The 14780-nt window shown below is 65.7% G+C and carries 15 protein-coding genes and 1 other RNA gene; 8 read left to right on the top strand and 8 right to left on the bottom strand.

Features of this window, described 5'->3' with window-relative positions; translation table 11 throughout:
* The 3 genes from BRAS3809_RS18500 to BRAS3809_RS18490 all read left to right on the top strand — a co-directional run.
* A partial coding sequence (locus tag BRAS3809_RS18500) for an ATP-binding cassette domain-containing protein (protein ID WP_035656756.1) occupies nt 1-380 on the top strand: 380 nt, incomplete at its 5' end.
* Nucleotides 377-2248 (top strand): bifunctional sugar phosphate isomerase/epimerase/4-hydroxyphenylpyruvate dioxygenase family protein, encoded by a 1872-nt coding sequence (locus BRAS3809_RS18495; RefSeq protein ID WP_008963604.1) that lies wholly within the window; start codon nt 377-379, stop codon nt 2246-2248. The genes BRAS3809_RS18500 and BRAS3809_RS18495, both read left to right, overlap by 4 nt.
* 47 nt (nt 2249-2295) lie before the next feature.
* On the top strand, nt 2296-3864 hold the full coding sequence (locus BRAS3809_RS18490; protein ID WP_008963603.1) for a carboxylesterase/lipase family protein: 1569 nt from the start codon (nt 2296-2298) through the stop codon (nt 3862-3864).
* A 14-nt stretch (nt 3865-3878) separates the two neighbouring features.
* On the opposite strand, the gene BRAS3809_RS18485 is transcribed toward BRAS3809_RS18490, so the two are convergent.
* Nucleotides 3879-4802 carry a LysR family transcriptional regulator gene (locus BRAS3809_RS18485; protein ID WP_008963602.1) on the bottom strand — a complete coding sequence of 308 codons (924 nt, stop codon included), beginning with the start codon at nt 4800-4802 and terminating at the stop codon, nt 3879-3881.
* 89 nt (nt 4803-4891) lie between these two features.
* On the opposite strand from BRAS3809_RS18485, the gene BRAS3809_RS18480 reads away from it, so the two are divergent.
* Nucleotides 4892-5674, top strand: coding sequence for an NAD(P)H-dependent oxidoreductase (locus BRAS3809_RS18480; RefSeq protein ID WP_008963601.1), 783 nt, complete (start codon nt 4892-4894; stop codon nt 5672-5674).
* Nucleotides 5675-5691: 17 nt separating this feature from the next.
* On the opposite strand, the gene feoB is transcribed toward BRAS3809_RS18480, so the two are convergent.
* The 7 genes from feoB to ssrA form a co-directional block, all read right to left on the bottom strand.
* Nucleotides 5692-7569, bottom strand: coding sequence for a ferrous iron transport protein B (gene feoB, locus BRAS3809_RS18475; protein WP_008963600.1), 1878 nt, complete (start codon nt 7567-7569; stop codon nt 5692-5694).
* Between the two features lie 21 nt (nt 7570-7590).
* Entirely contained in the window at nt 7591-7866 is a 276-nt protein-coding gene (locus BRAS3809_RS18470; protein WP_008963599.1) for a FeoA family protein, read from the bottom strand.
* A gap of 107 nt (nt 7867-7973) precedes the next feature.
* Entirely contained in the window at nt 7974-8270 is a 297-nt protein-coding gene (locus BRAS3809_RS18465; protein WP_008963598.1) for a ribbon-helix-helix domain-containing protein, read from the bottom strand.
* A complete protein-coding gene (locus BRAS3809_RS18460) occupies nt 8270-8455 on the bottom strand; it encodes a DUF4169 family protein (RefSeq protein ID WP_035656754.1) in 186 nt (61 codons plus the stop codon). Before BRAS3809_RS18460 ends, BRAS3809_RS18465 begins: the two co-directional genes overlap by 1 nt.
* A gap of 233 nt (nt 8456-8688) precedes the next feature.
* A complete protein-coding gene (gene fumC, locus BRAS3809_RS18455; RefSeq protein ID WP_008963597.1) occupies nt 8689-10113 on the bottom strand; it encodes a class II fumarate hydratase in 1425 nt (474 codons plus the stop codon).
* A 96-nt stretch (nt 10114-10209) separates the two neighbouring features.
* Entirely contained in the window at nt 10210-10752 is a 543-nt protein-coding gene (locus BRAS3809_RS18450) for an SspB family protein (RefSeq protein WP_008963596.1), read from the bottom strand.
* Between the two features lie 296 nt (nt 10753-11048).
* Nucleotides 11049-11418, bottom strand: a transfer-messenger RNA (tmRNA) gene (ssrA, locus tag BRAS3809_RS34495).
* Between the two features lie 94 nt (nt 11419-11512).
* On the opposite strand from ssrA, the gene BRAS3809_RS18445 reads away from it, so the two are divergent.
* From BRAS3809_RS18445 to BRAS3809_RS18430, 4 genes are all read left to right on the top strand, one after another.
* The gene (locus BRAS3809_RS18445) at nt 11513-12109 is read left to right on the top strand and encodes a chromate transporter (RefSeq protein ID WP_008963595.1); all 597 of its coding nucleotides are present in this window, start codon (nt 11513-11515) and stop codon (nt 12107-12109) included.
* Nucleotides 12106-12639, top strand: coding sequence for a chromate transporter (locus tag BRAS3809_RS18440; protein ID WP_008963594.1), 534 nt, complete (start codon nt 12106-12108; stop codon nt 12637-12639). Before BRAS3809_RS18445 ends, BRAS3809_RS18440 begins: the two co-directional genes overlap by 4 nt.
* Nucleotides 12640-12737: 98 nt before the next feature.
* Nucleotides 12738-13517, top strand: a complete 780-nt coding sequence (locus BRAS3809_RS18435; RefSeq protein WP_008963593.1) for a tripartite tricarboxylate transporter TctB family protein — start codon at nt 12738-12740, stop codon at nt 13515-13517.
* Nucleotides 13518-13524: 7 nt separating this feature from the next.
* On the top strand, nt 13525-14780 hold a 1256-nt coding region (locus BRAS3809_RS18430), incomplete at its 3' end, for a tripartite tricarboxylate transporter permease (protein WP_035656751.1).

Here is a 14780-nt window from a genome sequence, read left to right as displayed (position 1 = left end):
CCGCGCTCGACGTCTTCCCGGTGCTGCGCAAGAAGGCAGACCGGCAAGCCTCGACTCTCTCGGGCGGCGAGCAGAAGCAGCTCGAGATCGCCCGCGGTCTCTTGCTCGAGCCGCAACTGGTGCTGATCGACGAGCCCTCGATCGGCCTGTCGCCCCTCATGGTGCAGCAGACATTCGACATGCTGAAGCAGCTGCGCGACCGCGGCGTCTCGGTGCTGCTGATCGAGCAGAATGCGCGCTCGGCGCTGGAGATTTCGGACTACGGCATCGTGCTCGAGCTCGGCCGTACCCGGATCGTCGACAAGGCCGATCGCGTGCTGGCCGATCCGCGCATCGGTCAGCTGTTCCTGGGCGGCGCGATGGAGGAGACGGCGGCATGACCACGCGCTCGATCGCAACCGTCTCCATCTCAGGCGCCCTCGACGAGAAGCTCAGGGCGATCGCCGCAGCGGGCTTCGACGAGGTCGAGATCTTCGAGAATGATCTCGTTGCGTTCGGGATGCGGCCGCGCGAGATCGGGCAGATGTGTCGCGATCTCGGGCTTACAATCTGCGCCTATCAGCCGTTCCGGGATTTCGAGGGCATGCCGGAGCCGCAGCGCGCGCGCAACTTCATCCGTGCCGAGCGCAAGTTCGACCTGATGCAGGAGCTCGGCACCGACCTCTTGCTGATCTGCAGCAGCGTGTCGCCGGCCTCGCTCGGCGGCATCGACCGCGCCGCTGCCGATTTCCACGAGCTCGGCGAGCGCGCCGCCAAGCGCGGCCTGCGCGTCGGCTACGAGGCGCTGGCCTGGGGCCGCCACGTCCACGATTATCGCGACGCGTGGGAGATCGTGCGGCGCGCCGATCACCAGGCGATCGGCGTCATCCTCGACAGCTTTCATGCGCTGGCGCCGGCGCTGCCGACCAACCCGATCCGCGCCATTCCCGCCGACAAGATCTTCCTGGTGCAGCTCGCCGACGCGCCGAAGCTCGAGCTCGATGTGCTGTCCTGGAGCCGGCATTTCCGCAGCTTCCCAGGGCAGGGCGATCTGCCGGTCGGCGAATTCATGGAAGCCGTCGCTGCCACCGGATACAACGGGCCGCTCTCGCTCGAAATCTTCAACGACCAGTTCCGCGCCGGCTCGGCGCCGCGCACCGCGCTCGACGGGATGCGCTCGCTGCTGCTCCTGCAGGATGATCTCGCCGGGAAGATGCCCGCTGCCTCCGGGAGCCGGTTCGAACCGCGTGTGAAGAGCCGCGGCATCGGCTTCGTCGAATTCGCCGTCAGCGAGGACAAGGCGGAGTCGCTTGCCACGATGTTCAGCCAGCTCGGCTTCCGCAAGACCGGGCGGCATCGCAGCAAGGCGGTGCAGCGCTGGTCGCAGGGCGCCATCGAGCTGGTGATCAATTGCGAGCCGGCGAGCTTTGCGCATTCGCATTACGTCACGCACGGGCCGGGCGTCTGCGCGCTGGCGTTGGATGTCGACAGCGCCGACCGCGCCATGGCGCGGGCGCAATCCCTGAAGACTCGCACCTTCACGCAGCCGGTCGGGCCGGGCGAGCTGGAGATCCCCGCGATCCATGGCGTCGGCGGCAGCCTGCTGTATTTCCTGGATACGCATGGCCGTCACTGGGACGTCGACTTCGAAGCGGTTGCCAGCGACAGGTCCACCGACCGCCTCGTCGCCGTCGATCATCTCGCGCAATCGATGCCGCACGAGGAGATGCTGTCCTGGCTGCTGTTCTACGCCGGGATCATCGACTTCTCGCGCCTGCCGCAGATGGAGATCGCCGATCCCAGGGGCCTCGTGCAGAGCCAGGCGATCGTCAACGGCGATCGCAGCCTGCGCTTCATTCTCAACGGCTCCACGGCGACGCGCACGCTGTCGTCGCGCTTCATCTCGGAGTTCTTCGGCTCGGGCGTGCAGCACATCGCCTTCTCCTGCGACGACATTTTCGCCGCCGTGGCCGAAATGCGCGGTCGGGGCGCGGGATTCCTCGATATCCCTGACAATTATTACGACGATCTCGAAGCCAAATACGACCTTGCGCCGGAGATCATCGCGGCGCTCCGCGCCAACGAGATCCTGTACGACCGCGACGGCGACGCCGAGTTCTTCCAGGTCTACACCCACATCTTCGAGGAGCGCTTCTTCTTCGAGATCGTGCAGCGGCGCAACTACCAGGGTTTTGGCGCGGTCAACGCGCCGATCCGGCTCGCGGCGCAGGCGCGCGAAGTCCGTCCGGATACGATGCCGCGGCTCTAGATGCGGCGGGGCTCACTGATCAAAACAAGAAGCCATCGGGAGAAAACATGAAGCGGATGAACGGGTGGCTGGCCTGCGCGGCCATGCTCGCAGGTGCGCTGACGGTGACGGCCCAGGCGGCGGGCGTGGACGTCACCATCGACTCCGGCCCGATCAGCGGCAAGTTTCAGCGCAATACGACGGTGCGTGCCTTCCTCGGAATTCCCTTCGCGGCGCCGCCGGTCGGCGATCTCCGTTGGAAGCCGCCGCAGCCCGTCGCCGCGTGGCAGGCGCCTCGCGCTGCGACGACCTATGGTGCGCAGTGCATGCAGCCGGGCCGTTCGAAGACCTCGGTCTATTTCGAATATGCCGGCGAGCAGCCGAGCAGCGAGGATTGTCTCTTCCTCAACGTCTGGGCGCCATCGGACGTCAAGGACGGCAAGCTGCCGGTGATGGTCTGGATCTATGGCGGCGGCTTCCAGCAGGGCTCGGCCGCCAATCCCGTGTTCGACGGCGCGGCCCTCGCGGCGCGCGGCGTCGTCGTGGTCTCGGTCAACTATCGCGTCGGCATCTTCGGCTTCCTGGCGCACCCCGAGCTGACGGCCGAGTCTGCACAGCGCGCGTCGGGCAATTACGGCCTGCTCGATCTCGTCGCCGGGCTCAACTGGGTCAAGCGCAACGCGGCCAGGTTCGGCGGCGACGCCGACAACGTCACGATCTTTGGCCAGTCCGCCGGTGCGGCCGCCGTCAGCTATCTCTACACGTCGCCCTTGGCGCGTGGTCTTTTCGCCCGTGGTATCGCCGAGAGCTTCGGCGTCGCCAACAAGACGATGCCGAGCCTCGCCGATGGCGAGAAGGCGGGACTGGCGCTTGGCGAGAAGGCGGGCGCGCCGACGCTGTCGAAGCTGCGCGAGCTCTCGGCCGCGCAGCTGCTCGCGACCAAGCTCGGAATGAGCCCGATCGTCGACGGCTATGCTCTGCCGGCCAATCCCTACGCGGTGTTTGCCGAGGGCAAGGAGGCGCCGGTGCCGCTGCTGACCGGCTGGAACAGCGACGAGGGGACGACCTTCCCGCATGCGAAGTCGCTGCCCGCCTATCAGGACTGGGTCCGCCGCAAATATCCAGAGATCGCCGACCAGCTGCTGCAATTGTATCCTGCAGGCACAGACGACGAGGCAAGGAATGCCAACAAGGCGATCGTGCGCGATGCTCTGTTCGCCTGGGGGCCGTGGGCCGTTGCGCAGCTTCATGCCAAGAACGGCTTTCCGACCTACCTCTATCATTTCAGCCACAAGCAGCCGCTCAAGGCGGGCGTCAGCTATGACGAGATCGACACGCCCGAAGGGCTCGGCACGTTCCACAGCTCCGAATATCCTTACATCTTTGGCACGCTCGATGTGCTCAGCCGCGATTGGACGGACGCCGACCGTCTGATCTCGGACACCTTGCAATCCTATTGGGTCGCCTACGCCTATGCCGGCAGCCCCAATGCGCCGGGACTCGTCAACTGGCCGCGCAGCGATGCCAAGGCCGAGACGACGATGTTCCTCGGCGACAAGGTGGGCGTAGGGCCGGTGCCGCAGCTCGATCGCATCCGGCTGTTCGATCAGCTCGGCTCACCCTTCAAGGGCTTCTGAGCGTTGCGGATGGTTCAAGGCTCCGGCTGGATCCCCGGAAGGCGCGTGATCGTCTCGGCCAGGTAGTCGATTAGCAGCCGCACGCGGGCGATGCCGGCCCGCTCCGGCACGATCAGCATGTTGAGCGGTGTCGATGGCAGACGATGGTCGGGCAGGATCACCGTGAGCCTGCCGGCCGCGATGAGGTCGTCGACCAGCCAGGCATGGCTGCCGCCGATGCCGCGCCCGGCCAGCACGGCCTCTCGGACACCGAGTCCATGATTGGTGCGGAAGCAGCCTCTGAACGGCACCTCGTGACGCTCGCCGTCGGGTCCCATGACCACGAGGACTTCGCTGCCGGCGACATTGGTCATGCGGATGCCGTCATGTCCGGCGAGCTCCTGCGGCGTGCGCGGTGTCCCGCGCCTCGCCAGATAGCCGGGTGAGGCGACAAGAAGCCGGTGGGAGTAGCCGAGCGATCGCAGCTTGAGGGAGCTGTCGGTGAGCGGGGCGAGGCGCAGCGCGATGTCGACACCCTCCCGCACGAGATCGATGCGCTCGTCGGTCAAGTTGAGATCAATCGCGATGTCCGGGTATCGATCCTGGAACGCAAATACGAGCCGCGTGATGTGCAGGATGCCGAAGGCGGCCGTACAGGAGATCCGGATCGTACCGGCGGCGGCGCCACGCGCACCCCGCGCCTCGTCGCCGGCCTGTTCGATCAGGCGGAGGATCTGGACGCAGTTCGCGTAGTAGCGGCTGCCCTCGTCCGTCAGGGTCACGCGCCGCGTGGTGCGGCTGAGCAGCGGCACGCCGATCGCGTCCTCCAGCTCCTGCAGGTGACGCGAGATGGTGGATTGGCCGAGCCCGAGTTCGCGCGCCACCGCCGACAGACTGCCGCGTTCGGCAACCCGGACAAAGCTGCGCATGTTCATGAGGCTGATGTCTGATTTATCCATAAAACGGCATAGTCTTATCAATATACGTCGTATAGTGGATAAATTCGTGCGCGTCTATGTTCCGGGTGTTCCAGCAGAGGATCACAGCCATGAACGTCCTGATCGTTTTCGCCCACCCAGAACCCCGGTCGCTGAATGGCGCGCTGCGCGATGTCGCTGTCGCCGAGCTCAAGGCGCAGGGCCATGAGGTCCGGGTGTCAGATCTCTATGCGATGGGCTGGAAATCGGCCGCCGATCGCGCCGACTTCCCGCTCTTGGCGCCCGATGCGCCTCTGAACGTCGCTGCGGCCTCAGGCGAGGCCTTCAAGACCCACACCTTGACCGAGGACGTCAGGGCCGAGCAGGACAAGCTGCTCTGGGCCGACGCGGTCATCCTGCAGTTTCCGCTGTGGTGGTTCACGATGCCGGCGATCCTGAAGGGTTGGGTCGACCGGGTCTATTCCTACGGCTTCACCTATGGCGTCGGCGAGCACAACGACAAGCGCTGGGGCAATCGCTATGGGGAAGGCGTGTTCGCCGGGAAGCGCGCGATGCTGGTGGTGACCACCGGCGGCTGGGCGGAGCATTATTCCGAGCGCGGCATCAACGGGCCGATCGACGACGTGCTGTTTCCGATCAACCACGGCATCCTGTTCTATCCCGGCTTCGACGTGCTGCCGGCCTTCGTGGCGCACAAGACGAGCCGGATCGATGCGGCCGGTTTTGCCGAGCTCGCCGAGCGGCTGCGTGGGCGGATGCGGACGCTGTTCACCGATCAGCCGATCCCGTACCGGCGGCAGAACCACGGCGACTATCTGATCCCGTCGATGCAGCTGCGGCCCGGCCTCGGCAATTCCGACTCACGCGGCTTCGCGCTGCATGTCGCGCGATGAGGCCGATGGGCGCGGGGTCAGCCCGCGCCCATCGCCACCGCGATGTGATAGGTCGCGAACGCCGCCGCATAGGCGAGCGCGAACATGTAGACGAAGGTCACCGCCATCCAGCGCCAGCTGCCGGTCTCGCGGCGGATGACGGCGAGGGTCGAGGCGCATTGCGGGGCGAAGATGTACCAGGCGAGCAGCGCCAGCGCGGTGGCCAGGCTCCATTTGGTCGCCAGCACCTGGCCGATCTGCTCGGCCGCCTCCTTGCCGCCCTCGATCGCATAGACGGTGCCGAGCGCGGCGACGGCGACCTCGCGGGCGGCCATGCCGGGCACCAGCGCCACGGCGATCTGCCAGTTGAATCCGACCGGATGGAGCAGCGGTGCGATCGCCTGGCCGATCATCGCCGCCAGGCTGTAATTGATCGCGGGCTCGGTGGCGGCCTCCGGCGGCTGCGGGAACGAGGCCAGGAACCAGATCAGCACCATCATCGCGAAGATCGTTGTGCCGGCACGCTGCAAGAACATCTTGGCGCGGGTGTAGACCCCGATCGCGATGCTGCGCAGCCGCGGCATCTTGTAGTCGGGCAGCTCCAGCATGAACGGCGCGGGCTGGTAGTCGCGCATCAGGAAGAACTTGACCAGGAACGATACCAGCAGCGCGCTGATGATCCCGGCCGCATAGAGCCCGAACATCACGAGGCCCTGCAGATTGATCAGGCCCCAGACCTTGGTCGGCGGGATGAAGGCCGAGATGATCAGCGTATAGACCGGAATGCGCGCCGAGCAGGTCATCAGCGGCGCGATCAGGATCGTGGTGAGGCGGTCGCGGCGGTTGTCGATCACGCGCGTCGCCATGATGCCGGGGATGGCGCAGGCGAAGCTCGACAGCAGCGGGATGAAGGCGCGGCCGTGCAGGCCTGCGCCGCCCATGATGCGGTCCATCAGGAACGCCGCGCGCGCCATGTAGCCGAAATCTTCCAGCAGCAGGATGAACAGGAAGATGATGATGATCTGCGGCAGGAAGACGATGACGCTGCCGACGCCGGAGATCACGCCGTTCTGCAGGAAGCTCTGCAGCAGGCCTTCGGGCAGTTGATCGTGCACCAGCTGGCCGAGCGCATCGAACGCCGCCGACAGCAGTTGCATCAGGGGCTGTGCCCAGGCGAACACGCCCTGGAACATGATGAACAGGATCGCCAGCAGGATGACCAGGCCGCCGACCGGATGCAGAGCGACGGAATCGATCCGTGCCGTCCAGGTGTCGGGTCGCTCCGGCAGGCTGACGGTCTGCGCGATGATGCGGTCAGCCTCGCGCTGGGTGGCGCGCAGCTCCGGGACCGTGAGGGGACGCCAGGTATTGGCGCGATCGCCGGTGGCCGCGGCCGCCTCGGACAACAGGCGATCGGTCAGCTGCAGCAGGTCGTCTGTCCCGCCCTTGCGGACGGCGATCGAGGTCACGACCGGCACGCCCAGCGCCTGCGACAGGGCCGCGACGTCGACGGTCACGCCGCGCCGCTTGGCGATGTCGAACATGTTGAGCACCAGCGCCAGTGGCCGTCCGGCGCTCTTCAGCTCGAGAAGCAGGCGGATCGTCAACCTGAGGTTGGTGGAATCGGCGACGCACAACACGAGGTCGGGAAGCACCTCGCCGGTGGCACGTCCAAGCACGAAGTCGCGCGTGATCTCCTCGTCCGGACTGCGGCCGCGCAACGAATACGTTCCGGGCAGATCAACCAGCGAGATCTGGCGCCCCTGCGGGGTCACGAACGCGCCCTCTTTGCGCTCGACAGTCACGCCAGGGTAGTTCGCAACCTTCTGACGGCTTCCCGTCAGCGCATTGAAAAGGGAGGTCTTGCCGCTGTTGGGTGTCCCCACCAGAGCCAGATGCAGCAGAGGGCTTTCCATGGTCGACGCTTTCCGCGCGGCCTATGCCACGATGACGGCCATGGCCTCACGCCGGCGGACCGCGACGGTGATGTTGTCGACACGCACGGCGATCGGGTCCCGGCCGACGATCCCTTCGTGCAGGATCTCGACCCGGGCACCCTCGACGAAGCCGAGCTCGATGAGCCGGCTTTCCAGCTCGACGTCGGGCAGGGACGAGGTCGTCCCACCGGCAGCAAGGTGCTGGATCGTTCCGGTATAGCCACGCCGGGCCAGACCGAGCGGCAGAGGCGGCCGTGTGTCGCAGATTTCGCTCATAGCCTGTATTTTCAATCGCGTGCCAAGAGGTCAAGCGCGGCATGTGCCATGCCGCGGCATCTTAGAGCGATTTTAAACAGACCGGGCCGGCCGCCCTCTGATCTGCCTCAAGGAGCGGCAGCAGAAGCCGTGTGCCGGCTGTCCACCGTCGCCTTCGGCTCGATCCCCGCCGAGGCGGAGGAGGCCGCGGCGCGGCTCTTGAAGTGGTCGAGCACGAACAGCCGGATCGCCGAGGACAGGTTGCCCTGCTGGCGATTGTTGTCGATCTCTCCGACCAGTTCGGACAGGGTCATGTTCCGGAGACCCGAAATTTCTTTCATGCCGTTCCAGAACGCCTCTTCGAGGCTCACGCTGGTCTTGTGACCTGCGACCACGATTGAACGTTTTACGACGGGCGACTTCATCACGCGTCCTCGCCATTGATACGATGTTGATCGAGTAATTCGTTCGCGCGCTTGTCGCGTTGTGCGTCAGTTGCGCGTTCGGACTTCGTCCTGCCGTAGCGAGCGCGGTTGCTTTCGGCGACCTTTGCTGCCTCGTCGCGCTCAACGCGCTTTCTGAAACGCTTCAGGTTGATGACGTCTCCCATGCTTGCTCCGATCATCTAAGGCATCGAACATCGTCGTGAGAGCCTGCGCGTTGCGCAGAGCCTAGCGTTCTACTGACAATCACGTCGTTGCTCCCTGATAGCTCGATAGCCATTCGCGTCTTTGCGAGTTGGGTCTTGTATTCACCAAACACAGCAGAACTTGTAGTCGAGACTATCCTTTAGGGGTTAACAGCGAGAATTGCATCACCCCCCGTAGTACTACGGGACTACCGTCACGATATTCCGGGCCGCGTCATCTTCCCGGGCTGCACCAGACGGTCGAATTCATCTTCGGAGACGAGGCCGAGCCGCACGGCCTCCTCTTTCAACGTGGTGCCGCGCTGATGCGCCGTCTTCGCCACTTTGGCGGCGTTGTCGTAGCCGATCTTCGGGGCAAGAGCCGTCACCAGCATCAAAGAACGCTGCATCAGCTCGCGAATCCGCGTTTCGTCGGCCTGAATCCCGGTCACGCAATGTTCACGGAATGAACGTGCGGCATCGCCTAGTAATTGTATGGACTGCATCATGCAATGTGCGAGCAATGGCTTGTAGACGTTCAATTCGAAATGGCCCTGGCTGCCGGCGACGGTGATGGCGGTGTGATTGCCGAACACCTGGCAGCACACCATCGTCAGTGCTTCGCACTGAGTCGGGTTCACCTTGCCCGGCATGATCGACGAGCCCGGCTCGTTTTCCGGCAGAATCAGTTCGCCCAGCCCCGAGCGCGGGCCCGATCCGAGGAAGCGGATGTCGTTGGCGATCTTGAACAGGCCGGTGGCCGCGGCATTGAGCGCGCCATGCGCAAACACGACGGCGTCGTTGGACGCGAGCGCTTCGAACTTGTTGGCGGCGGAGGTGAAGGCAAGCCCGGTGATGTCGGCGACGTGCCTCGCGAACAGCGCCGCGAATTTCGGATCGGCGTTGAGTCCCGTGCCGACCGCGGTGCCGCCCTGGGCGAGCGGCAGCAGATCGCGCGCCGCCGTCTTGATCCTGGCGATCGCGCTCTCGACCTGCGCCGCATAGCCGGAGAACTCCTGGCCGAGCGTCAGCGGGGTGGCATCCTGGGTGTGGGTGCGGCCGATCTTGACGATGTCGGCAAACGCGTCCTCCTTGGCGCGCAGCGCCGCCAGCAGTTCCGACAGCGCGGGCACCAGATGCGACGAAATGGCCTTGGCCGCCGCGATATGCATCGCGGTCGGGAAGGAGTCGTTCGACGACTGGCTCATGTTGACGTGATCGTTGGGATGCACGGGCTTCTTGGTCCCGCGCTCGCCGCCCATGAGCTCGCTGGCCCGATTGGCGATCACCTCGTTGAGGTTCATGTTGGTCTGCGTGCCGGAGCCGGTCTGCCAGACGACGAGCGGAAAATGGTCGTCGAGCTTGCCGTCGATGATCTCCTGGGCGGCCTGGACGATCGCGTCCGCCATCGCCGGCTCGAGCAATCCGAGTTCGCGGTTGGTCTTGGCGGCGGCCAGCTTCACCAGCGCCAGCGCATGCACCAAGCCGAGGGGCATGCGGTCATGGCCGATGCGGAAATTCTGCCGGCTGCGCTCGGTCTGGGCGCCCCAATAGCGGTCCGCCGCGACCTCGATCTTGCCGAAGCTATCGGTCTCCGTCCGGGTCGGTCCGGAAGATGATGAACTCGCTGATGTCGCCATGTCGGATACCCATGATTGGTCGCGAACCGGCATAGGCCAGTTCAAGCATGCGTCAATCTATGGGCTCGCCGGCCGTTCCGCGCGCGGCCAATGCGCCTACTTCTTGCGGAAGCGATCGAGGCGGACGACCTCGGCGCCTTCTCCCGACGGGGCCGGAGCGGCCTGTTCGTCCTCGCTGGCCTTGTCATTTGCCTTGGTGGCCGGCGTCGGAAGCGGGGCGGCGATGGCCGAGGAGGCCGGAGCGGCCGGCAGCTTCGGTGCGGGAGGCGTTTCCGCGATCGCCTCCGACGGCTCGAACTGCAGGCCGAACTGGACCGACGGATCGAAGAAGCTCTTGATGGCGTGGAACGGCACCACCAGCCGCTCGGGAATGCCGCCGAACGACAGCCCGACCTCGAAGCGATCCTCGGTCACCACGAGGTCCCAGAACTGGTGTTGCAGGATGATCGTCATCTCGTCCGGATACTGCGCGAGCAGTCGCGGCGACAGCTTCACGCCCTCGGCCTTGGACACGAAGGTGATGAAGAAATGATGCTCGCCGGGCAGGCCGTGGGTGGCGGCGTCCGTCAGCACCCGGCGCAGAACCCCGCGCAGCGCGTCGCGCGCCAGCACATCGTATCGAATATGATCGGTCGCCATGATCGGTCCTGTGTCGTGTGCGCCGCTGTCGTGTCGGTTGCCGTCGTCTGGGCCGCGCTCCGCCCGTGTCGGATCGCCGCGCCGTCAGGCAGCAGCAGTTCCGACTCGCATCTGGCACATCGTACCCCGCCTTGTCGCGGAGGTCAGCAGCGAAGCCGGCCCGCGGGAACATATGGGAACGGGTAGAAGCCGACGGAAGTCGGGTCAATGGAGGAATGAACGGGGAGGGGGTATCACAAAGTTGGGGAGAACGGCGGACGCCGGCCGCTTGCACGAGCAGAGGAGTGGCGGATGAAAGTGGAGGCTTCTGTTGCCAGGTGCCTCCGAACCCCGCCTAACGGAGCTTAACCCGTTAGGACTTTAAGGTGGTCTTTCAAACTGCGTTACGCAGCCTGAGCAACCGGAGCAAAGTTGTCGTTGGCAACTATTGCAGTAGCCCGATAACGGCGGAACAATACCGGGAAAAAGCTCGCCCTTTACGCCCTCGTCGATCCTATTTCGCCCCCGCCAAAACCCGTCGCAACCAGAGGCTGGTCGTGACGGGCTTAGGTGGAGGCGCCGGGTACCGCCCCCGGGTCCGAATGGTTTATTTCGACGGCGATTTATTTCCATAGCCGGCAAGCCGGCACCCCCTATATAGGCCGCCCGCCGCCGGATGCACAGGGCCCAGACGCCACGGGCCAAGACAAAAATGTGGGCCGTTGGACGGAACCATCCGTTCGACCTTGGCAGGCGCGATTTCGTCCTCCTAGAGTGCGTCATGCCCTCCGAGATTGTGCCGGCTGCCCCGTCCGCGGCCGATATCGCCACGCCGCCGCCCAGCCTGCGCACGCTCTTCTTCGCATTTGCGAAAATGTCGCTGTCGGGCTTCGGCGGCGTGCTGGTGTTCGCGCGCCGCGCCATCGTCGACGAGCATCGCTGGATGACCGCGGAGGAGTTCAACGAGACCTTCGCGCTGTGCCATTTCATGCCGGGCCCCAATATCGTGAACCTGGCCATGGTGTTCGGCGCCCGCCTGCGCGGCATTCCCGGCGGGATCGCCGCCTTCGCCGGCCTGCTCGGACCGCCGATGCTGCTGATCACGGCGCTGGCCGCGCTGTACGATCATTCGGGCCAGGCCGAAGAGTTGAGGCGCGCGCTCGCCGGGGTGTCTTGCGCGGCGGTCGGCCTGCTGGCCTCGGTCGTCTTCCGGATGCTGTCGCCGCTCTGGAAAAAGAGCGACGTGATCGGCTTCGTGCTTATGACCGCGGTGTTCGTCGCGATCGGGCTGGCCCGCTTGCCGCTCCAGGAGGTGCTGCTGGTGGCCGTGCCGCTGAGCCTCGCCGTCACCTACGCGAAGGCGCGGTGGGCACGATGAGCGGGGACGACAATCCGCTATTCCAGCTGTTCTGGACGTTCGCGCTGATCTCGCTGTTCGCGGTCGGCGGCGCCGTCGCCGCCATTCCGGAATTGCATCGCATCGCGGTCGACGTCCGGCACTGGATGACCGACAAGCAGTTCGCCGATGTGTTCGCGCTGTCGCAATTGTCGCCGGGACCGAACGTCCTCATCGTCGCCCTGATCGGCTATTCGGTCGCGGGCGTCCTAGGTGCCGTTGTTGCCACCCTCGCGATGTGCGGTCCGACGGCCGTCCTCACCTATCTCGTCAGCCGCTGGCTTGCCAATGCGCGCGGCGCGCGCTGGCCGGCGATGGTGCAGTCGGCCCTGGTGCCGCTCTCGATCGGCCTGATGGCCGCGAGCGCGTGGATTCTCGGTCTCGCCTCCGACCAATCATGGCGCGCGTTCGCGCTGACCGTCACCGCCGCGCTCGTCGCATCGACGACGCGCCTCAATCCGCTCTGGCTTTTGGCCGCGGGCGGCTGTTTTGGTTTCGCTGGCCTTCTCTAGGGAAAGCCGCTAGGCAAAACGACTGCGGGTCCGGTTGCTTCGGATCGCCGAACGATAACAATTCCGGCCACAAAGGCCGATCGGGGGAGGGCGAGGACATGGCCGAGACCACGGGCCAGTTGTCGGGCGGAGTGGCCGCCGAACCGGGTGCGCGCAGCATCACCGGCGCATCGATCATTCTGGCGCTGGCCTTCGCCCCGCAACTCGTCGAACTGTTGATCGCGTTGGCTGGACTGATCGCGCCACTTTCCGGTCGCGGTCCACTCCAGGTCATCGGCGCACATGTGTCGGCCTTGTCGGCCGCGCTCCCGAGCCTGGCGCAGCAATATGCCGCAGGCGGCAAGGCTTCGCTGTCGTCCGACATCCTGCTGGTGCTGATCTACACCTATCCGCTGATCGCCGTCGCGGTGTTTACGTTCCTGGTGCGCCCGCGCGCGCCGCAGGATTATTTCGGCGGCGTCGTGCTGATGGCGATCGCGCTGTTTGCATTGTGGGCTTCCAGCGATCTGCAGGGCATGCGCGGTTTCTCGTTCGGGGCCGGAACTGCGCCGCGGATGTTCGGTCTTCTCCTGCTCGGGCTCGGAGCTGCCATCGCCGTGATCGGCGTCGTCACCCCAGGGGCGCAGCTTGCGACCTATCACTGGCGCGGACCTCTGTTCGTATCGCTCGCCATCCTCACCTTCGCCGTCTCCATCCGGCCGCTCGGCCTTCTGATCACCGGGCTGGCGAGCTTCCTGATCGCCGCGATCGGCAGTCCGGAGACGCGCTGGCGCGAGGCCCTGATCGTCGGCATCTGCCTGACGGGCGGCTGCGCGCTGCTCTTCCCCTACGTGCTCGGGCTGCCGATGCCGCTCCTGCCCCGCTTCCTGCTGCCGTGAGGACGTGATGGATCTGTTCGCGAATCTCGCCCACGGTTTCGTCGTTGCGCTGTCGCCGATCAATCTTCTGATGTGCCTGATCGGCGCGCTGGTCGGCACGCTGGTCGGCGTTCTCCCGGGCATCGGCACCATCGCCACCGTGGCGATGCTGCTGCCGATCACCTTTGGTTTGCCGCCCGTCGGCGCGCTGATCATGCTCGCCGGCATCTATTACGGCGCCCAGTATGGCGGCTCGACCACGTCGATCCTGGTCAACATTCCCGGCGAGGCGACCTCGGTGGTGACCGCGCTCGACGGCTTCCAGATGGCCAAGCAGGGCCGCGCCGGCCCGGCGCTGGCGATCGCTGCGATCGGCTCGTTCTTCGCCGGCTGCGTCGCCACGGTGCTGATCGCGGTCCTCGGCGCGCCGCTCACCAAGTTCGCGCTGGCGTTCGGCCCGGCCGAGTATTTCTCGCTGATGGTGCTCGGCCTGATCTTCGCCGTCGTCTTGGCCAAGGGCTCGGTGCTGAAGGCGATCGCGATGATCGTGCTCGGCCTGCTGCTGTCGATGGTCGGCTCCGACATCGAGACCGGCGTGTCGCGCATGGCGTTCAACATTCCCGAGCTTGCCGACGGCCTCGGCTTCGCCACCGTCGCGATGGGCGTGTTCGGCTTCGCCGAGATCATCCGCAATCTCGACGCGGGGGCGGAGATGGACCGCGACCTCGTGCAGAAAAAGATCACCGGCCTGATGCCGACGCGGAAGGACCTCAGCGATTCGACGCCGGCGATCCTGCGCGGCACCGTGCTCGGCTCGATTCTCGGCATCCTGCCGGGCGGCGGCGCGGTCATCGCCTCGTTCGCGGCCTATACGCTGGAGAAGAAGCTCGCCAGGGATCCGTCGCGGTTCGGCCGCGGCGCGATCGAGGGCGTCGCGGCGCCGGAGAGCGCCAACAATGCAGCGGCGCAGACCTCGTTCATTCCGCTGCTGACGCTCGGCATCCCGCCGAATGCGGTCATGGCGCTGATGGTCGGCGCGATGACCATCCACGGCATCGTGCCGGGCCCGCAGGTGATGCAGAAGCAGCCCGATCTGGTCTGGGGCATGATCGCCTCGATGTGGATCGGCAATCTCATGCTGATCATCATCAACCTGCCGCTGGTCGGCATCTGGGTGCGCCTCTTGCGCGTGCCATACCGGCTGATGTTTCCCTCGATCGTGATCTTCTGCGCGATCGGCATCTACTCCGTGAACAACGCACCCGTCGACGTCGTCCTGGCGGG

It is taken from the genome of Bradyrhizobium sp. STM 3809, assembly GCF_000239795.1.
Taxonomy (GTDB): domain Bacteria; phylum Pseudomonadota; class Alphaproteobacteria; order Rhizobiales; family Xanthobacteraceae; genus Bradyrhizobium.
The sequence above is the reverse complement of the archived record's forward strand: the minus strand, read 5'-3'. Positions and strand labels throughout refer to the sequence as shown.